The sequence below is a fragment of the Paenibacillus sp. FW101-FHT12H11 genome, assembly GCF_058790355.1.
Genome location: NZ_JBYTCO010000009.1, coordinates 288,031 through 309,959, shown reverse-complemented (window position 1 = coordinate 309,959; position 21,929 = coordinate 288,031). Strand labels below are relative to the sequence as shown.

Here is a 21,929-nt window from a genome sequence, read left to right as displayed (position 1 = left end):
CAAAAGAATTGTAATCTAGGAGGAATAGAGAATGGCTCATCCAAAACAGCGTAGCGACATGATTAAAAAAGGATTCGACCGCGCTCCACACCGCAGTTTGTTGCGTGCAGCCGGCGTTAAAGAGGAAGATTTCGGCAAGCCGTTCATTGCGGTTTGTAACTCTTATATAGACATTATCCCAGGGCATGTCCATTTGCAAGAATTCGGTAAGCTGGTGAAAGAAGCGATCCGTGAAGCAGGCGGCGTTCCTTTCGAGTTCAACACGATTGGTGTTGACGATGGTATCGCAATGGGGCATATCGGTATGCGTTATTCCCTGCCAAGCCGTGAAATTATTGCGGATTCCTTGGAAACCGTTGTAAATGCGCACTGGTTCGATGGTCTTATCTGTATTCCTAACTGTGATAAAATTACGCCGGGTATGATCATGGGCGCCCTTCGCGTTAACATCCCTACGATGTTAGTCAGCGGTGGCCCAATGAAGGCCGGTAAAGATAAAAACGGTAAATCCATTTCCTTGTCCTCCGTTTTCGAGGGCGTAGGTGCTTTCCAAGCAGGTAAATTGGATGAAGCTGGTTTGGAAGAGCTTGAGCAATACGGTTGTCCGACTTGCGGATCTTGTTCCGGTATGTTCACAGCGAACTCCATGAACTGTTTGGCTGAAGGTCTAGGCCTTGCTATGCCAGGTAACGGTACGATCTTGGCTGTTGCTGAAGAGCGTAAGCAATTCGTGAAAGACTGCGCGAAACAATTGATGACATTGATCGAAAAAGACATTAAACCGCGTGATATCGTAACAATTGAAGCGATTGACAACGCGTTTGCACTTGATATGGCGATGGGCGGTTCCACGAATACGGTTCTTCACACATTGGCTATCGCTGCTGAAGCTGGCATCGAATACCCGATTGCCCGTATTAATGAAGTGGCAGAGCGTGTTCCTCACCTTGCCAAAATCGCTCCAGCATCCGATTATCACATTGAAGATGTGCATTTAGCCGGCGGCGTTAGCGCGGTTATTAACGAGCTTTTGAAAAAGCCGGGCGCTTTCGATGGCGATCGTCTTTCCGTTACAGCACAAACGATTCGTGAAAACGTAGCTGGTTGTGAAATCCAGAATACGGACGTCATTCGTCCGCTAAGCAACCCGCACAGCGAAAGAGGCGGACTGGCTGTTCTGTTCGGTAACCTTGCTCCTGAGGGGAGTATCGTTAAAGTCGGAGCGGTAGACAAATCCGTAGGCGGGCGTCACGTAGGTCCTGCGATCTGCTTTGATTCCCAAGACGAGGCGCTTTACGGCATTGCCAATGGCAAAGTGAAAGAAGGCCACGTTGTTGTCATCCGCTATGAAGGGCCTAAAGGCGGACCTGGTATGCCGGAAATGCTAGCTCCAACGTCCCAAATCGTTGGTATGGGTCTAGGCGCGAAAGTTGCCTTGATTACAGACGGACGTTTCTCAGGGGCATCCCGCGGTATCTCCATCGGTCACATGTCTCCTGAGGCTGCTGAAGGCGGGCCACTTGCTTTCGTTCATGACGGCGACATTATCGATGTCGATATGGATGGCCGCAAAATCAACTTGCAAGTCAGCGATGAAGAGTTGGCGAAGCGCCGCGAAAGCTGGAAAGAGTTCCAACCGAAAATTAAAACCGGATATTTGGCGCGTTACACGAAAATGGTAACGAATGCGAGTGCCGGAGCTATTCTGAAATGGTAAAATAATAAACGGCCAGGGCTTATGAGCTCTGGCCGTTTTTATATGCTTTTTATAAAAAGAAATGCATAAACAGCAAGGAACCGGTCAGAACCGTAACCGCAACAACGATGGAGAGCGTAAGCACGAAACGGGCTTTAAAGATCGATAACAGCATCAGCGTGCTTTTGACATCGATCATCGGGCCGAAGACGAGGAAAGCCAGCAGAGAGCCTGGAGAGAACGTCTTGGCGAAAGAGGCAGCTACGAAGGCATCCGTTGTGGAGCATAACGAAAGCAAGTAGGCAAAACCCATCATAAAGACATGTGAGACGAATGTCCCTTGGCCGATGGCGGATAAGCTGTCTTGGGCGACGAAGGTTTGGATTAATGCGGTTAGGAAAGCGCCGAGCATTAAGTATTTGCTCATTTCATACAGCTCGGATGTGCCGTGGCTGATCATGGTGGCAATTCGGCTGTCACCGTGAGAGTGGTTGTGGCCGTGATCGTGGTGGTGAGCATGATTATGGTCATGGTTATGATCATGATGGTGATGGTGGTGCTCATGATCATGAAGATCATGATGCTCATGCGCGTGGATATGCTCTGCCGCATGCCCGCTATTGGCGTGGCGCAGCGGACTGTTTTTCAGAAAGCGGGTCAAGAGGAGACCGACAACCAGCGCAACACCGAAGGTGAGCCCCATGCGTGAATAAGCCATTTCCGGCTCACTGCGGAAAGCCATGAAGGTAGACGCGAACACGATCGGATTCAGAATCGGTCCGACGAGTATGAAAATAACGGCGATGTACACAGGCATTCCTTTGCGCATAAGCCGGCGAACGAAAGGTATCATGCCGCACTCGCAGAGTGGGAACATAATCCCCAACACACAGGCAAACAGAATGCCGCCAAGCGGATGCTTGGGTGTCATACGCCGGATGAACGCTTCCGGGATGAAGTTTTCAACGACGGTGGAGAGCAGGACCCCCATGAACATAAAAGGCAGGGCGTCGAGGAAAATGTCCATAAAAGCAGCGAATACATGCTTGATATCTTTCAGGATCGGCGCCATTGGCGGAAGCTCTCTGGTCGTAAGAATGAGGATGAGAAGACATGCGCAAATCACCGTGGAGATGGGAAGACTCCACCGGTATAGTGTTGATGACAATGCAGTGACACCCCTTTGCCCGTTGATGATAGGATTGTATGTTATCTATCCTATGTCCATGCAGGCAAAGATAGGACAAAGACCTTGGTTGACAATGGAAAGTCAAGGTGTATAATTATATAAAATCAATAAGCGATGACAGGAACAAGTACGTTTGTATCCCGTTACTCAGAGAGCCGGTGGTTGGTGCGAACCGGTGTAACGAGCAAACCGAATGGATCCTTGAGCTTGAGGCTGAACACAGATGAAGGTTGCCGGAACCTAGGCCGGAAGAACATCCGAATCTGACAAGTATGCCGAACGGCTGCTCTCCGTTACAAGAGCCTGAAGGTCTATGCGGCAATTTATGCTCATACATGGACAAATTAGGGTGGTACCACGGTCTCTCGTCCCTTGCGGGGAGAGGCCTTTTTGTTGTCTTTTTTAACTGTTAAACGTACAAGAAAGCAAATTTCATGAGGAATGTGGAGGGATTTCACAATGAAACGAGTATTATCAGGCATGCAATCCAGCGGCCAGCTGACAATTGGAAATTATATCGGCGCTCTTCGCAACTATGTGAAGCTGCAGCATTTGCACCGTTGTTATTTTATGGTGGTGGATATGCACGCAATCACGGTGCCGCAGGATCCTGCAGCGCTGAAAGAACAAACGGAGTCCATTGCTGCGCTTTATATTGCAGCGGGGCTAGATCCGAATAAGGCATCCATCTTCCTGCAATCCCATGTTCACGCACATGCGGAGCTCGGCTGGATAATGACGACACTGACGCATATGGGCGAGCTTGAGCGCATGACGCAGTTCAAAGATAAATCGGAAGGCAAGGAATCCGTTGGCGCAGGCCTCTTTACGTATCCATCGCTCATGGCGGCAGACATTCTCTTGTACAATGCCGATTTGATCCCGGTTGGGGACGATCAGAAGCAGCATTTGGAGCTTACTCGCGATCTGGCTAACCGGTTTAACAACCGTTTTGGCGATATGTTCGTGATGCCGCAGCCTTATATGCCGGAGATTGGCGCAAGAATCATGTCCCTGGACGATGCTTCCAAGAAGATGAGCAAAAGCAGTCCAAATGCTGGAAGCTACATTGCCATGCTCGATGACCCGTCTGTCATCCGTAAGAAACTTAGCCGTGCCGTGACAGATTCTGGCCGTGAAGTGAAATATGATCCGCAGAATAAACCGGAGGTTAGTAATCTGATCTCGATCTACTCGCATTTTGCTGAGATGAGTGTAGCTGAGATTGAAGCCCGCTATGATGGCCAAGGTTACGGACCGTTCAAAAAGGATCTGGCAGAGCAAATCGTGGCTGTCCTCGAGCCGATTCAACAGCGCTATCAGGAGATTCGCCGTTCCGGTGAGATCTTTGATATTTTGAAAAAAGGTGCGGAAGAGGCAGCTGAAGTCGCTAATGAAACCTTGCTTGAAGTGAAGAAGCGGATGGGCTTCGTAGTCATCTAAAAAAGTACGAAAAGAGCTCAAACAGCGGTAATGGCTGTTGAGCTCTTTTTTTGTGCAGCCGTCGTGGTTACGGCCGGGAATTTCTCTTGCGAATTTTTGCCTTAACGGCAAAGCCATAACCGATAAAGCCTAACGCGATGATCGTGCAAACGAGAATCATCCATGGCTGCCGGAGTGCGATAAATAGGGAGATGGAGGCAAGCAGAAGCGTGCCGATTATAGCGAATAAAAGCGCGAGCGGTTTACTCATGAACGTGACCTACTTTCTAGAAGTTTAAACAGTGTCTTCTTATTCTAAACTTTTTTGAGCGCTGTGCATATAAATTCATTTCCTCCACATACTATGTTTGCAAGCTTGCAAATACATCAAAGATCATAGCTGACTGAAAGGAGTCTGATCCTTATGGCACAATCTCGTAACAGCAACACTTTGGCCGTTCCACAAGCTACAGCAGCTCTAAATCAATTGAAATATGAGGTAGCTCAAGAACTGGGCATCCAAATTCCTCAAGATGGTTACATGGGCTATATGGCTACTCGCGATGCAGGTTCAATCGGGGGTAACATCACTCGTCGTCTAGTGCAAATCGCTGAGCAAACGTTAGCTGGCCAATCCGGCTTCCGCAGCTAAGAAGCGATAACCCGTTATTAGTTTTCCCGATTATTGTAATATAAAAGCTCAGAGGCCTAAAAAACCTCTGGGCTTTTTTTCGCGGAAAAGAAAAAGACGCGCCATGTCGCGCGTCTCTTCGCTTAATAGAGATCAACTCGAAGTTTCTTTTCCAGTCTGGTGTCGTTGACCCAGCCTACGTAAGAATCGAGCGTTTTGAAATTGTGGTCCATATGGATGACGCCAACGAACGGATATTGCTTACGGTGGCGATAACGCACATCGGCCCATCTGACTTCGTAACCCCAGCGATGTTCTTTCACTTCCGCACAGGTGAACGATGAGAAATACAGCAAAGCCTGAATGTCTTCATGCTTCTTGGAAGCTTCGACGGCTGGATGATCCTCACATCTCACGGTATCCAACCATTTGAGCTTGGAATTTTTAAGCTCGCCCAGCTGGAAAGTGCCGTCCGCTCTTCTTTTTACGACATTCCAGACGTAGAGGTTGAATGTTACAATAAGCGTGTACTGATCGCCATGCTGGAAAGTCGGATCCTTCCGGTAAAGGCCTTTTTCTACAATGTAATGGTCAAGCGTGCGCCAAATGTAGTAAAGGGCGATGATGCCATATAAGGTTGGGAAAACAAGCTTTGGACTAGCTACGTGGAAGGACCACATGAAGATAGCCGCTATGTGGCTCGAAAAGATAAAGGGATCGAAGATATGGATAATGTTCCACGATACCCACTTTTCAGAAAAAGGCCGAATCGCTTGTGTACCATATGTGTTGAAACAATCACTGAAAACGTGAAAACAAACTGCGATCCCTACCCACATTCCTAGATGCAGCAGAGGGACTCCGTGAAAAAATAAAGCGAGTGCACCAGTGATGAGTAGCGTCCAAATCAGTAAAGCCGGCAAAGAGTGGGAACGACCGCGATGATTGCGGATGTACGTGGCGTTGTTCTTGAAACGAAGCAGCCCGTCCACATCCGGAATCTGTGAACCGATAACGGTTCCGATGAAGACAGCAGTTGTAGCGGCTGAATCCGCGGAAACGCTGGGATCAATCTGCGACAGTCCTGCTAACCCTAAGCCAATAACAAGATGTGTTCCTGTGTCCAAGTGGGTTTCTCCTCCTAAGGTCATTTTCCGTCTTCTTATTAGTTTACCATTTTGGAGTAAAAAATAAATCAGAGGGAGATCTAAAAATGTCTAAAGTTTTTGTAGAGTATGCCATAAATCCCGAATATCGGGACTCTTTTCTCATCTATATGCAGGAGTGGCAAAAGCGGGAAGGGCGTTTGGAGGTATTGGAGGGAACGGACCAGGCAGGACTTTTTGTAGAAATTTGGAGCGAAGTGAGCCGAGATGAATATATGGCTATGAAGGAAGAACGATTGCAGCAAGGCGGAGGGCAGGACAATCTGGCTGCGTGGGAAAAGTGGGTCAAAGGCGGATTAAGCAAGCTGCATATGTGGCATTTTACACCAATTAAATAACAAAAGAAAACCGCTGCCTTGGTTAAGGTTAGCGGTTTATTAAGGTGTAGCATCCGTATTATTTTCTGTTGGCATAGGGATAGTAGTAATTTAATTCCTCGTCAAATGTAATGTAGTCCAGGTTCACCATAAGCAGTAAGTAGCGCATGCCTGTAGCCGGATCGCTGATGATGATATGGTCGCGTCCTGCTGCTTCCAATTTGCCTTTGAAAATTTTGGCATTCCATTGCGAGTTATTTTCGTATGTCATGTAGAGCGTAGCCATTTTGCCAAGATTAAGCCGCAGAATATTCTCGATATAAGATTCTTCCATCGGTAAGCCAGGCACGTTTACACCGGTTTGCAGGCCAGTTCCTGTAGGTGGCAGCGTGGAGCCGCTAGGCTGCATTGGAACCATTTTGTTCGTGATTGCTGTTGGAACCGGGTAGGCTGGGTATGGAGTTCCGCTGAATGTTGGCATTTGCGCTTGATTGCCAATTTTGTAAGGGTTATTCAACATAACTGTAAATCCTCCTTGGAGCTTTCCTTGTGGAAGCTTTCTTCTTGTGAAGCATACACCTCATCATATTGTGCATTCGCCCATTTGGTGACTGATTTCCCCGTTCATCTGCAAAATAAAAAAGCTCCAAAAGGGAGCTTAACTCAGTAAAAATTTATATCCGACACCCCAGACGGTTTTAATATATTTCGGTTCTTTCGGGTCGGTTTCTATTTTTTTGCGAAGGTTTGCGATATGTACATCTATGGCGCGCTCGGTAACATAGGAATCGAAACCGCGTACCCGGTTGAGCAGCTCTTCGCGGCTGTAAACACGGCCTTGATTTTGCCATAATAGTTTCATAATCTCGAATTCGGAGAACGTGGTCTCAATTAATTTGTTATGTACAAAAAGACACCGTTTCTCGAGATCCAGGTAGACGATCTGATTGGTTAAGGGCTCGGCTGCGGCAGCTGCGACATGGGCAAAAGCGGTCGAACGGCGCAATAAGGCTTGTACCCGTGCAGCTAATTCTCTCATGGAGAAAGGCTTGCATAAGTAATCATCTGCTCCCGTTTGCAGACCCTTGATTCGGTCGGAAACTTCACTTTTGGCCGAAACCATGAGAATGGGTATAGTCGAAGCTGTTCGGAAGGAAGTGCATAGCTGGATTCCGTCAACATCTGGCAGCATGATATCAAGAACAATGACATCAGGATTGAAATCCCGGAACAAGGTTTCTCCTTGGCGGCCATTCTCCGCCCGCATGACTTGATAACCTTCTTCGTACAAATAAATGGACATCATTTCACCAATGCTTAGATCATCTTCAATAATTAAAACTTTAGACATAAACGTTCCCCTCCTTTTCCTTCAAAAGGCTCGGTGCTCGATATGCCGGACGCAACATTCGATCCTATATGTAACATGTTATCATTATCCATTTTGTGCCGTCCAGTTTTTAGGCAATAATTTCGATTTCTTTTCAAAAAAGAAAAAAGGAAGCTGGATGGTACTTGATGCCTAAAGTTAGGTCAAGTAATCCAGCTTCCTATGGTAGGGTGAGCATTCAGGAACGAATTCATACGGTTAAGTGCTTTCGAACTTGATCTTCGCTCAACTGCTCGGCATGACCTTCGGCGGCAACCGTCCCCCGGTCTATGACATAATAATAATCCGCGATGCTCGTGGCAAACTCCAAGCTTTGCTCGACCAATAAGACGGCTATCTCCCTTCTCCGTTTAATGGATTCGATAATGGCCTCAATCTCCATCACGATGGAAGGTTGAATGCCCTCCATAGGTTCATCCAGCAGCAGAAGTTTCGGACCGGCAGCCAGAGCACGGGCGATTGCCAGCTGTTGCTGCTGTCCGCCGCTGAGGTCTCCCCCTTTGCGGTGCAGCATTTGCCGCAGAACGGGGAAGGTGTCAAAGAGGGACTCGGTCAGCTTCTTTCTCCCGTCTGTCGCGGCTTCGAGGCCGAGCAGCAAGTTTTCCTCAACCGATAACTGAGGGAAGATTTCTCGGCCTTGCGGCACATAACCGATGCCCGATTTTGCGCGTTGATCCGGAGGAAGGGTCGTGATGTCCCGCTCGTTATAGTGAATGGAACCAGACCCCAGTTTAACCAGACCCATAATGCTCTTCATGAGCGTTGACTTGCCTACGCCGTTACGTCCCATTAGACAAACGATCTGTCCAGGCTTCACAAGTAAGTTTACTTGGCGAACGACCATACTTTCCCCATAACCGGCTTCGATATTTTGAAGATTAAGCACCGCGCTCCACTCTCCTTCCCAGATAAACTTCAGCAACCCTATCGTCATTCTGGATATCCAGCATCGTGCCCTCGCGAAGGACGGTACCTTCATGAAGCACGGTGACTGTTTTGGCAAATTGACGAACAAATGCCATGTCATGTTCGACCACAATAATCGTTTGATCTGCGGCGATTTCATGGAGCAGCTCGCCCGTCTTCTCGGTTTCGCTATCCGTCATGCCGGCAGCCGGTTCATCGAGAAGCAGAAGATCAGGCTCCTGCATCAGCAGCATGCCGATTTCGAGCCACTGCTTCTCCCCGTGGGAAAGGGAGCCGGCGCGTTCTTTGGCCTTGCTTTGCAGGCCGATCATAGCAAGTCTTTGGTGCAGGCGATCCCGCTGCTCGCTGGTCGTTTTGGCCCAGAGCGCGCTGAGAAGTCCGCGCTTTTGTTTCATGGATAAGGCTAGATTTTCAAATACCGTTAAAGTTGAAAAGACAGAGGGGGCTTGGAATTTGCGTCCAATCCCGAGCTGTGCGATTTGGTGCTCTTGATGCTTGGCAAGATCAATGGTGTCTTTGAAAAAAACTTCACCTAACGAAGGTTTCACTTTCCCGCAAATGACATCCAGGAGCGTTGTTTTACCGGCCCCGTTGGGCCCGATGAGAAAGCGAAGCTCGCCGTATTCCAAGGAAAAGTCGAGATTGCGCAAGGCTTTAAAACCGTCGAAGCTGACCTCGAGCCCTTTTACGCTTAATATTTTTGCGCCAGGCACAGGCACAGGTTGTTGCTCTGCTAATTGTCCGAGCATGGGAGGTTCCTCCTTCTTTTATTCATGAAACAAATGGCGGGCCAGGTTATCTGGCTTCTTGCGAGGAAGAAATCGGCTTGGGCAGCAGAGGTTTCTTCCAATTGGAAGTGTAATGGGTAATGGTGCCGACAATTCCTTTGGGGAGTAAAAGCACGACAATAATGAACATCGCGCCGAGCATGATAGGCCACCAAGCGGGATAGGCTTCGCTGAACGTTGTTTTGGCGGCGTTGGTCACGAGAGCCCCAAGAACGGCGCCTCCGATGGTGGAACGTCCCCCGATAGCGACCCATAACACCATTTCGATAGAGGGAACAATCCCCATCTGAGCGGGGGAAATGATCCCTTCTTGAAGCACGAAGAGCACGCCGGCGAGTCCGGCCAATCCGGCAGAAGCACAATATATGAAAACTTTGTACGTAACCGGATTGTAGCCGATGAAGCGTACCCGGTTTTCTCCATCGCGGATGGCGGTCAGAATATTGCCCATACGGCTGGTGACGAGCAGGCTGCATAGGATTAGCACGATGGCAACAACAGCTAAGGTGAGATAGAAGAAGAGCAACTTTGTTGACTCTGCTTGCAGGTTTAAGCCTAAAAAGGAGTCAAAGTTCGTAAGCCCGTTCGTTCCCCCTGTGTAGCCTTGTTGGCCAACAAATAAGGTCACTGTAATAATGACGAGAGCTTGCGACAGGATGGAAAAAAAGGCGCCTTTAATCCGGTTGCGAAAGGTAAAATAACCTAAAATGAAGGCGACCATCATAGGAATGATGAGGGCTAGCAGAAAAGCTGCGCCTGCCGAATGGAAGGGAATCCAGAACCAAGGCAAACTTTCTACACCGCTCCAGGACATGAAATCAGGCAGTTCTCCCGGACTCGCGGCTAATTTCAGATGCATCGCCATACAGTAGGCGCCGAGCCCGAAGTATACGCCATGACCGAGACTCAAGATTCCGGTGTAACCCCAAATCAGATCAATTCCCATGGCAATAATGGCATAGGCGAGAAACTTGCCGAGAAGCGAAAGGCGGAAGTCAGACAAATACAGTGGCGCAAAAGCCAACACGATTAAAAAAACGGTGTAAACCATCAGTTTCAACTTGGATTGTCCGGCGAAAAGCATGGAAGATGCCACATCCTTTCTTCAATCTAAGGATCTTGAACGGATCGTCACAAGTCCCATCGGTTTCCATTGCAAGAAGGCGATGATCAGTGTGAAGACAAGTACTTTGCCAATTGTCGCGCTGGTTGTGTACTCCAATGCGGTATTGAACACGCCAATGCCCAAAGCTCCGGCGACTGTACCAATCAGCTTCCCGATGCCGCCAAGCACAACAACCATGAAGGCGTCAACGATGTAATACGTGCCGATCGTTGGTCCAATAGGTCCGACCAAGGTTAGCGCACATCCGGCAATGCCGGCCATTGCAGAGCCAAAAGCGAAAGATTGCGCATCTACTCGGCGTGTAGAAATACCAAGGCAGGCAGCCATTTGGCGGTTCTGCATCACGGCTCTCATCCGTCTGCCGCCTGCTGAGTGATATAGGTACATATAGATTACGAAGATACACAGCGCGACCAACGCAATAATGAAGAGGCGCTTGTAAGGCAGCGTGAGGTCCGCTGTAAGGCGGAGTCCGCCTTCCAACCACTCGGGAGCTTTCACTGCGACGTTGGGCGCGCCGAATATGGATCTGGCCAGCTGCTGCAGGGCTAAGCTGACGCCCCATGTGGCAAGCAGGCTGTCTAGAGGCCTGCCGTACATGAATCGTATGAGGCAAACCTCCAGCAGCCACCCGACGAGGAAGGCTACAGCGAAGGCGACCCCGAGCGAAACAACGAAATACCAGCCGAAAGCTGAGGCGGGCAGAAATTTCTGGAACCCGTGCTGGACCAGATAGGCCATATAAGCTCCGATCATAATAAACTCACCGTGAGCCATATTCATGACATTCATAAGCCCGAATGTAATGGCGAGCCCAATAGCGATCAGGAGCAGGATGGAGCTGAGACTTAGGCCGTTGAATAATTGAAGCAGCAGCAAACTCATGACGATGCTTCCCCCTTAGTGAACCCCGAATAAAATAATGAAATCCAGGGCTGCCGTCAGGCAGACCTGGTTTCAAGAGCAATCCTATCGGTAAGCCTTATTTCTTCGTTACTTCGCCGCCCCATGGATACGTTTTGAGGAAAGGATCCGGCTTGAGCGGTTGACCGGAATTCCATACTTCTTTAATGAGCCCGTCAGCGCCAATTTGGCCGATACGCGCTGTTTTGGAAATATGTTGATTCTCGCCATCAATGGTGACTTTACCTTCCGGTGAATTCCATTCGATGCCTTTGGCCGCCGCTTTTACCTTTTCTACATCAAAGGAACCTGCTTTTTTGACTGCTTCCGCCCACAGGTACACGGCGGTGTAACCGGCTTCGATCGGATCATCCGTTACGCGGTCTTTGCCGTATTTCGCTTTGTAGGCTTCAACGAATTTTTTGTTCTCCGGTGTATCCGTTGTTTGATAGTAATTCCAAGCTGTGTAGTGTCCATCCAGAACGGAAGCTCCAATACCGCGAACTTCTTCCTCAGCGATACTAACCGACATGGTTGTTAAGTCTTTGGCCGTAATGCCAGCGTCTTTCAATTGTTTGAAGAAAGCTACGTTGCTATCGCCATTGAGCGTATTGAAAACAACATCCGGCTTCTCTTTTTTAATTTTGCTAATAATTGTGTTGTAATCGGTGTGGCCAAGCGGCGTATACTCTTCAGCGACAAGGGTCCCGCCTTCGGCTTTCAGCTGCTCTTTAATAATTTTGTTGGCTGTTCTTGGGAAAACATAGTCAGAACCGAGGAGGTAGAACTTCTTGCCTTTGTTTTGGAGGAGCCAGGTTACAGCGGGGATGATTTGTTGATTCGTTGTTGCGCCTACATAGAAAATGTTTGGTGAGGATTCGACGCCTTCATACTGAACCGGATACCACAATAATCCTTTATTTTGCTCGACGACCGGAAGGACCGCTTTACGGCTGGCTGACGTCCAGCAACCGAAAATCGTCACAACACTGTCTTTCTGCAGTAACTTCTTAGTTTTCTCTGCAAAAGTAGGCCAATCGGATGCGCCGTCTTCAATGACGGGCTTTAGTTTTTTGCCTAAGAGTCCCCCAGCTGCATTAATTTCATCAATCGCCATTAACTCCGCATCTCGTACAGATACTTCACTAATGGACATCGTGCCCGTCAGAGAGTGAAGAATACCAACAGGTACAGTCTCGTCTTTCGTTTCCGCTTTGACTTCTGCCGCTTTCGTTGTTGCGGTGGATGCAGTAGGCTCCGACTTTGCACAGCCTGCCACGACCAACATCAATGCCATGCTTAAAGCGACGGTGAGTTTCCCTTTGTTTCTTATCTCTCTCATTCTTCGTCCCACTCCCTTACTTACAAGATTTGGATTACAAGGCTTATGATAAAATGGGTAAAAGGTTAATGTCAATATTCATGACATATATCGGTTTTCATTTTGTGATCCATGCACAGGAAAATGCAGAATCTTTGTGCTTGATATATAAAATGTGGAAATTTATTAGAAAAATCAAGTTGTTTATGTTAATTAATATGACATTAAAGATTTACAAGCATGAAATATCCGAATATAATAAGTGTAAAAGAATCCTATTATTCGGTTTTTGAAGAGGTGATGATGTGCATTTAACCGAACGTGAGAAAGAAAAGCTCCTCATTACAGTAGCTGCAGACTTAGCAAGGCGGCGACTGGCCAGAGGCGTAAAGCTGAATTATCCCGAAAGTATTGCACTAATTACATCTGAAATTATGGAAGGCGCCAGAGATGGCATGACGGTTGCCGAGTTGATGACGTTCGGTACGACCATTTTGAAAGCCGAGCAGGTTATGGAAGGTGTTCCTCAGATGATTCATGACGTACAGGTAGAAGCTACATTTCCCGATGGCACGAAGCTGGTGACGGTTCACCAACCCATTACCTAACGAAATGGATGAATCGATCGAAAGGGGCGAGACAATGGTTCCGGGAGAATACCGAATAAACAAAGGCGTTATAGAAATGAATAAAGGCAGACAAACCGTCGAAGTCATCGTCACGAACACAGGGGATCGACCGATTCAGGTGGGCTCCCACTATCACTTTTTTGAAGTGAATCGAGCGTTGGCTTTTCCAAGAGAACTGGCCTTCGGCATGCATCTGGATATTCCGGCGGGGACGGCCGTTCGGTTCGAACCCGGCGAGCAAAAGCCGATTCAGCTTGTCGAGCTTGGCGGAGCCAAATTGTCCTATGGGCTCAATAACTTGAGCGAAGGGCCGGCGGTTAAGGACCAGATGTCGAATGAGACGAGAGCTAGATGGCAGGCATGGGAGGGGAAAAGCGTGTGAGTCAAATAGATCGTAAGAGCTACGCGCTGATGTTCGGGCCTACGGCAGGCGATGCTATTCGGTTGGCGGATACGGAATTATGGGCGCAAATAGAGCATGATTACACTGTCTATGGGGACGAATGTAAATTTGGCGGAGGGAAGGTCATCCGGGACGGCATGGGACAGTCCAGTGGCGCCACCCGGGATCAAGGCGTGCTCGACACGCTGATCACGAACGCTGTCGTTATCGATCATTGGGGCATTGTGAAAGGCGATATCGGCATCAAAGATGGACATATCGTCGGAATTGGCAAAGCCGGCAATCCCGATATTATGGATGGTGTGCACCCGAACTTGATTGTCGGAGCAAGCACGGAGGTCATTGCTGGTGAAGGTAAAATCGTGACGGCAGGAGGCATTGATGCTCACATTCATTATATATGCCCTCAGCAGATCGAAGCGGCGCTGTCCTCCGGCGTGACGACGATGATCGGCGGCGGTACAGGACCGGCGACCGGCACGAATGCGACAACCTGCACGCCTGGCGCCTGGCATATGCAGCGGATGCTGGAAGCTGCTGAAGCGTTCCCGATGAATTTGGGATTCACAGGGAAGGGGAATTCCTCCTTCTTGGCGCCATTAATTGAACAAATTGAAGCGGGTGCCATCGGTTTGAAGCTGCATGAAGATTGGGGAACTACACCGGCGGCCATCGACACGTGCCTGAAGGCAGCCGATCAATATGACGTTCAGGTCGCTATTCATACGGATACATTAAATGAAGCGGGATTTTTGGAGGATACGCTGGCGGCTATCAAAGGCCGTACCATCCATACGTATCATACGGAAGGTGCAGGCGGAGGGCATGCGCCGGATATCATCCGGGCTGCTGCTGAGCTGAATATACTGCCGTCTTCGACCAATCCGACACGCCCTTACACGATTAATACAATTGAAGAGCATTTGGATATGCTGATGGTTTGTCATCATTTGGACAGCCGGATTCCTGAGGATGTGGCATTTGCCGATTCACGGATACGCCCGGAAACGATTGCTGCGGAGGATATCCTGCATGATCTTGGTGTGTTCAGCTTGCTGAGCTCGGATTCGCAAGCGATGGGCCGTGTTGGCGAGGTCATCATCCGCACCTGGCAAACGGCGGATAAGATGAAGAAACAGCGGGGACCGCTGGCTCCGGATACGGAGGAAGGCGACAATTTCCGCATCAAGCGGTACATTGCCAAGTATACGATTAACCCTGCGATTACACATGGCGTTTCGCATCTGGTTGGTTCCATCGAGCCGGGCAAATTCGCGGATCTGGTGGTTTGGAGCCCGATGTTTTTCGGGGTTAAACCCGATTTGGTACTCAAGGGCGGCAGCATTGCCTACGCGCAAATGGGAGATCCCAATGCGTCAATTCCAACACCGCAGCCTGTGTTCGGAAGGCCGATGTTTGCGGCTTTCGGCAAAGCTTTGACCCAAAGCTCAATCACGTTCGTCTCTCAAACGGCTTATGACAATGGCATTGCGCAGAGGCTCGGTCTACAGAAGCGTGTTGAGCCTGTGAAGGGCTGTCGCGAAATTTCGAAAAAAGACATGATTCATAACAACGAGACGCCTTCCATAGAAGTGAACCCGGAGACTTATGAAGTCAAAGTGGACGGCGAAGCCATCACCTGCGAGCCGGCGACGAAACTTCCGATGGCGCAATTATATTTCCTATTTTAAAAAATGTAGGTGATGCTCATGGTTGAGGTTCAGCGGACAGTGGCCACGCAGCAAGAAGTAGCAGCCCCAACGTTTCACTGGCTTGCTTACCAACAGCTTCTAGATTCAGCATTGCCGATTGGGGGATTTTCACATTCCTTCGGCTTGGAAACGCTCGTTCAGCAAGGACGTTTGGAAACCGTCGATGAGCTTGAGGCTTACATCAGCACTATGCTCCTCCACAACTGGTCATCGTCTGATGCGATGGTGATCAAAGCAGCCTACATGCATATTCCCCAAGGGGGGTGGGATCAGCTTTGGGCAATCGATCACATGCTGCACGTGCAGCGGGTATCAAGTGAGGCGAGAAGCGGCGTTCAAAAGATGGGACGAAGGCTGCTGCAATTATCCCGGGCTATGTATCCCGAGCTAGATTGGGAGTCATTAGACGAAGCCGTGAAGGACGGGCGCTGCAGTGCCAATCATCCGATGGTACATGGATGGGTGAGCTATCACCTCGGCGTTCCGCTGGATCAAGCGGTGGAGGGATACCTGTACAGCTGCGTAATGACTTGTATCAACAGTGCTCTCAGGCTCATGTCCATGGGGCAAACGCAAGGCCAAATGCTGCTCACCAAGGTCATCCCGTTGATTGGAAGCCAGTGGCAGCGTGTAGCTCATTTAGATCCTATGGATGCATATACAAATTCACCCTCGGCTGATCTGGCGATGATGCAGCACGAGACCCTCTATTCGCGATTGTTCATGTCTTAAATCAAATTCAAGGAGGAATGACTATGTGTCAAGGACAAGGTCATCATCATCACCATCAATGGGAGAAACCGTCTATCGACCGAAGCCGTCCAATGCGTATTGGTATCGGCGGGCCAGTCGGTTCCGGCAAGACAGCTTTGGTTGAGCGTCTGGCACGCAAACTAGGCGATCGTTTCAGTATCGCGGTAATTACGAATGATATCTATACGAAGGAAGATGCGCGGATACTGATCAGTTCGGAGGCGTTGCCCGAAGATCGCATTATCGGAGTGGAGACAGGCGGATGCCCGCATACGGCGATTCGTGAAGATGCTTCCATGAATTTCGAAGCGATTGAAGAGTTGGAGCAGCGCTTTGAGCATCTCGATATCATTTTCATCGAGAGTGGCGGCGATAATTTGGCTGCAGCTTTTAGCCCGGAATTAGTGGATCGCTTCATCTATATTATCGATGTTGCTCAAGGGGAGAAAATTCCGCGCAAAGGCGGGCCTGGCATTATGAGATCCGATATGCTCATCATTAACAAAATCGATTTGGCTCCGTATGTCGGCGCCAGCTTGGAAGTCATGGACTCGGATACGAAAAAAATGCGCGGCGACCGTCCGTATATTTTCTCCAACCTGATGGGCGGCACAGGTCTTGATGATATTGTGACATGGGTGGAGCAGGAGTTCAGCCATGCCTAAGGTGACCGGGGAGATCCAGGCAGCATTTGCGGTACGCAGCGGCTTCACGCAGCTGGTTCACAAATATCACGCCTCCCCGCTCAAAATTGCCAAAACGTTTCGCTATGAGAACGATACGTTCACCGGGGACCAGCCCATGGAGCAACTGGGCGTTTATATGATGGACTGCTCCCCAGGACTGATGTCAGGGGATCATTACGAAATCAACGTGCGCCTTGAAGAGGGCGCACGTGTTTTTCTAACGAACCAGTCGTTCACGAAGGTTCATCCTTCTATAGGTGAGCAAGGCAGCACGCAGCACCAGTCGCTGCATGTGGAGGCAGGAGCGCTGCTGGAGTACATCCCCGAGCCGCTCATGCTCTACAAAGATGCACAGTTCTTCTCCGAAACGGAGGTGCATCTTGCTCCGGGAGCTGTGTGCATATTCTCTGATGTGCTCTGCCCGGGACGAACGCAGAGGGGAGAGATTTTTCAGTACTCGTGTTATACCAATCGAATGAAGGTTTGGTACGGCACGGAACTGATTTATTATCAGAACCAGAGAATCGAGCCCGGACATATGCAGCTCACAGCCCCAGGGAGTTGGGAGCAGGATACACATCTGGGCAATTTGTATATCTTCTCGGATCAGCTTGGGCAGAAGCACCTGGATGGCCTGTTGACTTGCCTGGAGAAGATAAATGACATTAAACAAGTACGTGTCGGTGCCAGCCTCACATATAAACATGGGATCATTGTCACGGTCATGGGGCGGCATGCTTGGCAATTGCAGCATGTCCTTGCCCAAGCCTGGCAGGAATTACGCCTCAGCTTGCTTGCTTTAACCCCATTAATGGTTAATAAATAAGTTGGAGGAGCCCTCAGGGCTCCTTTTTTGACGTGCTGGGATTTGTATTTATGTCGGGTTTGCAGCTATCCAATGGGCGGCATCTCCCTGACAGAGGAATTACAGGGCACTATTTCAGCGAAATAGGCTCTTTTTCGTGCGGAGGGGAACTGTGGGCCGCTATTTGTCCGTTTTCTTAAAGAAAACGGGATTAGGCGGTCAAATAAGGCCTTGTAGTTCCGCTCGAAAGCGGAAACGGGCTGAATTTGCTAGAATAGTAGCCTATAGTTCCCCAAGGTTTATGGTATGGGGTTACCCCTGCCAAGTGTCTCAGTAACGCTGAATTTTTAGTGGCGCTTCAACCGGGCTCTTAACAAGCGCTCGTCCTACAAGGACGACGAAGTCACTTTTCGCTACCGCGCGATGTGGGGACACCTGCGTTGTTGGCGGGGAACTGGGATTTTACACAACGAAATGGCTTGGTATGACCGAGAGTGCGGTCTTTTTTCCATTGGGAGAGAATGGCAAGTTTAATTTACACGCATACTGGAAGGAGAATCGACAATATCATGACAACTGCCCCCACTTCATTGTCAAACCGTGTAGGGGTTGGTATGATAAATAAGATTATAATTGAATGAGCTCGGAAGTTCGATATAGAGGAGGGCAAGACGTGGAAAATCAAGCTAGTTACGAAAGCGTTTCTAACGATTCGACACCAGGTTCCGCTCGGAACGAAGCCATAGATGCGGTTAATAAGTCAACATCTGCAGAGCCTGTGACGTTAAAGGATTTTTATCGCCTGGTGAAGCCGGGGATTATTTATTCCAACCTGATGACGGCTTTCGCCGGATATTGGATGGCCGCTCGCTGGGACGTAAGTTGGGCCCATTTATTTTTTACCATGCTCGGAACGGCTCTAGTCATGGCTGGCGGTACGGTGCTTAACAATTACTTGGACCGTGAAATGGACGCCAAAATGGAGCGGACGCAGAACAGAGCGCTGCCTAGTGGAAGACTCGGACCCAATGTCGTGTTATGGTACGGCATAATTCTGGGAACGATCGGACTGGCTGTCCTCTACTTTGGAGCAGCATCCCCACTGGCAACGTTGATCGGGTTAATCGGCTTGTTTCTGTATGTCTGGCTCTACACCGCATGGTTCAAAAGAACCTCCGTCTGGAGTACGTTTGTAGGCGCATTCTCTGGTGCGACGCCACCGGTCATCGGCTACTGCGCAGTTAGCGGTACGGTTGATTTAGGTGCTATCCTGGTGTTCCTCTTCTTATTTCTATGGCAGCCGCCGCATTTCTGGGCGCTGGGCATTCGCCGCATGGAAGAATATCGGGCTGCTGGATTCCCGCTTTTACCGGTCGTCAAAGGATCTTACGTGACTAAGATTTCCATGGTCCGTTATGTGGTCCTGCTCGTTCCGGTTACCGTTATGTTGACCGCTTACGGCTATGAAGGATACCTCTTCTTAATTGGCTCCACGATTCTCGGATTAATCTGGATGTTCATGAGCGTGAAGGGTTTCAAAGCTACAGGTGAAGCTGAAGTTGTATGGGCGAAACGCATGTTTCTTTTCTCGATTATGTATCTAACACTTTTATCGATCCTTATGGTCATTGATACGGTAAAGATTAGCTAGTGAAGGACGGATGACAAGAATGAGTACATTTTTTGAAAAAAATTGGTTCAAGCTGGCGCTGGGCGCTATCTTGATTGCAATGATTGCTTCTTTTGCTTATAAGCTTTGGGTGAACAGCAGCGAACCGGATCAACGCTTGACGGCGATGAAGCAATCTCCATCTTTTCAACTGCAAGATTTGGATGGGAAGACCGTTGCTTCCGCTGATACGGATGGCAAAGTAAGGCTCGTTTATTTCTTCTATTCGTTTTGCCCGGATGTTTGTATGCCGACAACTTTCCTGCTGACGCAAGTCCAGGATGCTTTGAAGAAAAAAGAGCTGTTCGGCACAAAATCCGAAATTATCTCGATCACCGTCGATCCGAACCGGGATACACCGGCTGTTCTGAAGGAGTTCGGAAGCAAGTTTGAGTCCAAGCCTGATCCAAGCGGATGGATGTTCCTCCGTGGGGAAGAAGCGAAGACCCACAAGCTGGCTGAGGACTTCGGCATCATGGTCATTAAGGAGAAGGACGGAAACTTCTCTCACTCCAATGCTATTTTACTTGTTGATAAAAAAGGGAAATTGCGCAATTATTATGATGCAAGCAATCCGGAACTCGATGCGGACCATATTGTCAAAGATGTGGTGACCTTGTCCAAAGAGAAATAAGTTAACGGCATCAACTATTCAAAAGCAGGATCTGGTGAAGGGTAGATAATATACTCCTCCAGGCCTGCTTTTTCTAATTGCTGAATCAGGTATTCCTCAGGTGTTCCTTCTACACCCGCATACCCTTTACGCGTATAGATTTGCTCGGCATCCGGGAACGTATCCCGCAGCAGAAAGCGTATTTTTTTACCCGAAGAGTCATTATCCGTAAACAAATAAACTTGCTTGTCTCCGGCTTTTTTTCGTAGTTCTTCCAAGGTTTGCGAGCTAGGAGTTCCGAAGGTGCAAAGGATCTGGACGCTATCGTCAACGACGCGCTTTAGGCGGCTTTTGTCGTTTTTGCCTTCTACAATGATTGTGATCGACATGGGCTATCCTCCATCAGGTTTTTTTTGTAGTATAACCCGTTTTTGGCAGTGATCCAAGGATTCCATTCGACGTTTGCCTAAATAATACGCTGCCATTTCCCGGGAAATGACAGAGATTGACAGCACAAAGACGGCTTGCACAGGTCAAGCCGCCATGAACAGGAAGTGTTATGTCGTAACTGGCGCTTTAAACGATCGCAAGGGTAAAAGCGAAAGTGCCAGCATGAGGATGAAGAAGGCGATGAAATAAGAGGATATATGGTCGCGAAGCTGCCCAGCCATCATAGGTCCGATGAAGGCGCCTACGGAATAAGAGATCGAGAGTAAAGAAAAGACGCGGCCATAACGGCTGCTGCTGGTAATGCTGGCAAGCAAGGCAGCTAATGCGGGATAAATAACACCTTTGGCCATTCCGATCAGGAAGAGGGAAACAGGTAAAGGGATAGGCCACTGAATAGCTAAGCCGAAGAAAACTACAGCTAATGACAAGCTTCCACAGACAGTCCGGATAAATGGCGATACTTTGTTAAGGAACCAGAATGAAATACTTAGCAGAGCGCCCAAGCTGATCAAGGTAAAAAAGACGCCAGAGGTGAGAATGGATTCTCTAGCGGATTCCATCAGCGGCAGCTCAAAGAATAGAATGCCTTGCGAGCAGGAAAGCGCCATTGGAATAAGAAAAAATAGCCAAGGAACGGACGCGCCGACAGGAAAGTTGGCATCTTCATCTGGTATCCCATGGCCGTGATGATCCAAAACGGGAAGCTTGCCGGCAGATTGGCTAAGCAGCTGCTTCTCTTTGACACCAAAGATAGCCAAGAATCCCGTTATGATCAGAATCCAGCCCAACACGGAAAAAGCGGTTGTAAAACCGATTTTGGCAACCAGGATGGCTCCAGCAGCAGGAGAAACCACGGAAGCTAACGTGTGGATCAGGCCGTTCCCCGCCATCAGCTTACTTTGTTGGATGCGGTCTTTGGCGATGCGTGCCAGCAGTGACAAGCAGGCCGGAGATAAGAAGGCAAGCACAAATCCGCTTATGGAACGAATGTAGAGCAGGTGCCATGGATCTTTTACATTCGATTGAAAAAGTAAGATGATCCCTGCTACAATCAGGCTAAAGACAATGAAAAATTTGCTGCCGTATTTGTCCACGCCATAGCCAGCGATGAGATTGCCAGGCAAGTGCGTGATCGAGTATACGCCCATGATTAGCCCTATAAAGGAAGGAGCGGCCCCTAAGGATAAGGCGAAAGGTGACAGAATCGGGTACTGTGCGTGCAAATCAAAAAAAGCCACAAACATAAATAAGTACAGCCAAAGGGCTGTTCGCATGTGCTCACCACCTTGTTTAGACTTGTCTCTTCTTAAGATGTACGCCGCTCGTCCGATGG

Annotated in this window: 24 protein-coding genes and 1 other annotated feature; of the genes, 12 read left to right on the top strand and 12 right to left on the bottom strand. The window is 48.9% G+C overall.

The window, feature by feature from the left end:
* The first annotated feature begins 31 nt into the window (after positions 1-31).
* Positions 32-1,717 carry a dihydroxy-acid dehydratase gene (ilvD, locus tag AC3WTJ_RS27515; protein WP_127453007.1) on the top strand — a complete coding sequence of 562 codons (1,686 nt, stop codon included), beginning with the start codon at positions 32-34 and terminating at the stop codon, positions 1,715-1,717.
* A gap of 49 nt (positions 1,718-1,766) precedes the next feature.
* On the opposite strand, the gene AC3WTJ_RS27510 is transcribed toward ilvD, so the two are convergent.
* Complete coding sequence (locus AC3WTJ_RS27510) at positions 1,767-2,864, bottom strand: permease (protein ID WP_492524507.1); 1,098 nt, start codon at positions 2,862-2,864, stop codon at positions 1,767-1,769.
* A gap of 126 nt (positions 2,865-2,990) precedes the next feature.
* Positions 2,991-3,261: a binding site (T-box leader), on the top strand.
* 83 nt (positions 3,262-3,344) lie between these two features.
* On the opposite strand from AC3WTJ_RS27510, the gene trpS reads away from it, so the two are divergent.
* Complete coding sequence (gene trpS / locus AC3WTJ_RS27505; RefSeq protein WP_127453005.1) at positions 3,345-4,328, top strand: tryptophan--tRNA ligase; 984 nt, start codon at positions 3,345-3,347, stop codon at positions 4,326-4,328.
* Positions 4,329-4,395: 67 nt separating this feature from the next.
* Here trpS and AC3WTJ_RS27500 read toward each other — a convergent pair whose 3' ends face one another.
* Entirely contained in the window at positions 4,396-4,578 is a 183-nt protein-coding gene (locus tag AC3WTJ_RS27500; protein WP_127453004.1) for a DUF5325 family protein, read from the bottom strand.
* 153 nt (positions 4,579-4,731) lie between these two features.
* Here AC3WTJ_RS27500 and AC3WTJ_RS27495 point away from each other — a divergent pair, with 153 nt between their 5' ends.
* On the top strand, positions 4,732-4,959 hold the full coding sequence (locus AC3WTJ_RS27495; protein WP_127453002.1) for an alpha/beta-type small acid-soluble spore protein: 228 nt from the start codon (positions 4,732-4,734) through the stop codon (positions 4,957-4,959).
* 122 nt (positions 4,960-5,081) lie between these two features.
* Here the strand turns inward: AC3WTJ_RS27495 and AC3WTJ_RS27490 are convergent, their stop codons facing one another.
* Entirely contained in the window at positions 5,082-6,065 is a 984-nt protein-coding gene (locus AC3WTJ_RS27490) for a metal-dependent hydrolase (RefSeq protein ID WP_157319661.1), read from the bottom strand.
* Positions 6,066-6,151: 86 nt separating this feature from the next.
* Between AC3WTJ_RS27490 and AC3WTJ_RS27485 the strand changes: the two genes are divergently transcribed.
* Positions 6,152-6,442, top strand: coding sequence for a hypothetical protein (locus AC3WTJ_RS27485; protein WP_492524506.1), 291 nt, complete (start codon positions 6,152-6,154; stop codon positions 6,440-6,442).
* Positions 6,443-6,500: 58 nt separating this feature from the next.
* On the opposite strand, the gene gerQ is transcribed toward AC3WTJ_RS27485, so the two are convergent.
* From gerQ to urtA, 7 genes are all read right to left on the bottom strand, one after another.
* On the bottom strand, positions 6,501-6,941 hold the full coding sequence (gene gerQ / locus AC3WTJ_RS27480) for a spore coat protein GerQ (RefSeq protein ID WP_246239099.1): 441 nt from the start codon (positions 6,939-6,941) through the stop codon (positions 6,501-6,503).
* 138 nt (positions 6,942-7,079) lie between these two features.
* Entirely contained in the window at positions 7,080-7,772 is a 693-nt protein-coding gene (locus AC3WTJ_RS27475; protein ID WP_492524505.1) for a response regulator transcription factor, read from the bottom strand.
* Positions 7,773-8,001: 229 nt separating this feature from the next.
* Positions 8,002-8,697, bottom strand: coding sequence for an urea ABC transporter ATP-binding subunit UrtE (urtE, locus tag AC3WTJ_RS27470; RefSeq protein WP_492524504.1), 696 nt, complete (start codon positions 8,695-8,697; stop codon positions 8,002-8,004).
* Positions 8,690-9,487, bottom strand: coding sequence for an urea ABC transporter ATP-binding protein UrtD (gene urtD, locus AC3WTJ_RS27465; RefSeq protein WP_492524503.1), 798 nt, complete (start codon positions 9,485-9,487; stop codon positions 8,690-8,692). Before urtD ends, urtE begins: the two co-directional genes overlap by 8 nt.
* Before the next feature lie 46 nt (positions 9,488-9,533).
* Positions 9,534-10,610 carry an urea ABC transporter permease subunit UrtC gene (gene urtC, locus AC3WTJ_RS27460; protein WP_492524502.1) on the bottom strand — a complete coding sequence of 359 codons (1,077 nt, stop codon included), beginning with the start codon at positions 10,608-10,610 and terminating at the stop codon, positions 9,534-9,536.
* A 21-nt stretch (positions 10,611-10,631) separates the two neighbouring features.
* Positions 10,632-11,537 carry an urea ABC transporter permease subunit UrtB gene (gene urtB / locus AC3WTJ_RS27455; protein WP_157319655.1) on the bottom strand — a complete coding sequence of 302 codons (906 nt, stop codon included), beginning with the start codon at positions 11,535-11,537 and terminating at the stop codon, positions 10,632-10,634.
* A gap of 97 nt (positions 11,538-11,634) precedes the next feature.
* Positions 11,635-12,897: an urea ABC transporter substrate-binding protein gene (gene urtA, locus AC3WTJ_RS27450; RefSeq protein ID WP_492524501.1), complete on the bottom strand. Its 1,263-nt coding sequence runs from the start codon at positions 12,895-12,897 to the stop codon at positions 11,635-11,637.
* 284 nt (positions 12,898-13,181) lie between these two features.
* Here urtA and AC3WTJ_RS27445 point away from each other — a divergent pair, with 284 nt between their 5' ends.
* The 8 genes from AC3WTJ_RS27445 (at position 13,182) to AC3WTJ_RS27410 (ending at position 20,167) form a co-directional block, all read left to right on the top strand.
* Complete coding sequence (locus AC3WTJ_RS27445) at positions 13,182-13,484, top strand: urease subunit gamma (RefSeq protein WP_326060405.1); 303 nt, start codon at positions 13,182-13,184, stop codon at positions 13,482-13,484.
* Between the two features lie 34 nt (positions 13,485-13,518).
* On the top strand, positions 13,519-13,887 hold the full coding sequence (gene ureB, locus AC3WTJ_RS27440) for an urease subunit beta (RefSeq protein WP_492524500.1): 369 nt from the start codon (positions 13,519-13,521) through the stop codon (positions 13,885-13,887).
* Entirely contained in the window at positions 13,884-15,599 is a 1,716-nt protein-coding gene (gene ureC, locus AC3WTJ_RS27435; protein WP_492524499.1) for an urease subunit alpha, read from the top strand. The genes ureB and ureC overlap by 4 nt, the downstream gene beginning before the upstream one ends.
* A gap of 18 nt (positions 15,600-15,617) precedes the next feature.
* Positions 15,618-16,352 (top strand): urease accessory protein UreF, encoded by a 735-nt coding sequence (locus AC3WTJ_RS27430; RefSeq protein WP_492524498.1) that lies wholly within the window; start codon positions 15,618-15,620, stop codon positions 16,350-16,352.
* A 23-nt stretch (positions 16,353-16,375) separates the two neighbouring features.
* The gene (ureG, locus tag AC3WTJ_RS27425; protein ID WP_492524497.1) at positions 16,376-17,038 is read left to right on the top strand and encodes an urease accessory protein UreG; all 663 of its coding nucleotides are present in this window, start codon (positions 16,376-16,378) and stop codon (positions 17,036-17,038) included.
* Complete coding sequence (locus AC3WTJ_RS27420; RefSeq protein WP_492524496.1) at positions 17,031-17,885, top strand: urease accessory protein UreD; 855 nt, start codon at positions 17,031-17,033, stop codon at positions 17,883-17,885. Before ureG ends, AC3WTJ_RS27420 begins: the two co-directional genes overlap by 8 nt.
* Positions 17,886-18,537: 652 nt before the next feature.
* On the top strand, positions 18,538-19,515 hold the full coding sequence (gene cyoE / locus AC3WTJ_RS27415) for a heme o synthase (protein WP_492524495.1): 978 nt from the start codon (positions 18,538-18,540) through the stop codon (positions 19,513-19,515).
* 19 nt (positions 19,516-19,534) lie between these two features.
* Positions 19,535-20,167, top strand: coding sequence for an SCO family protein (locus AC3WTJ_RS27410; protein ID WP_127452973.1), 633 nt, complete (start codon positions 19,535-19,537; stop codon positions 20,165-20,167).
* Between the two features lie 14 nt (positions 20,168-20,181).
* On the opposite strand, the gene AC3WTJ_RS27405 is transcribed toward AC3WTJ_RS27410, so the two are convergent.
* Both AC3WTJ_RS27405 and AC3WTJ_RS27400 read right to left on the bottom strand, forming a co-directional pair.
* Entirely contained in the window at positions 20,182-20,535 is a 354-nt protein-coding gene (locus AC3WTJ_RS27405; protein WP_127452971.1) for a toprim domain-containing protein, read from the bottom strand.
* Positions 20,536-20,703: 168 nt separating this feature from the next.
* Entirely contained in the window at positions 20,704-21,870 is a 1,167-nt protein-coding gene (locus AC3WTJ_RS27400) for an MFS transporter (RefSeq protein ID WP_492524494.1), read from the bottom strand.
* Positions 21,871-21,929: the final 59 nt, after the last annotated feature.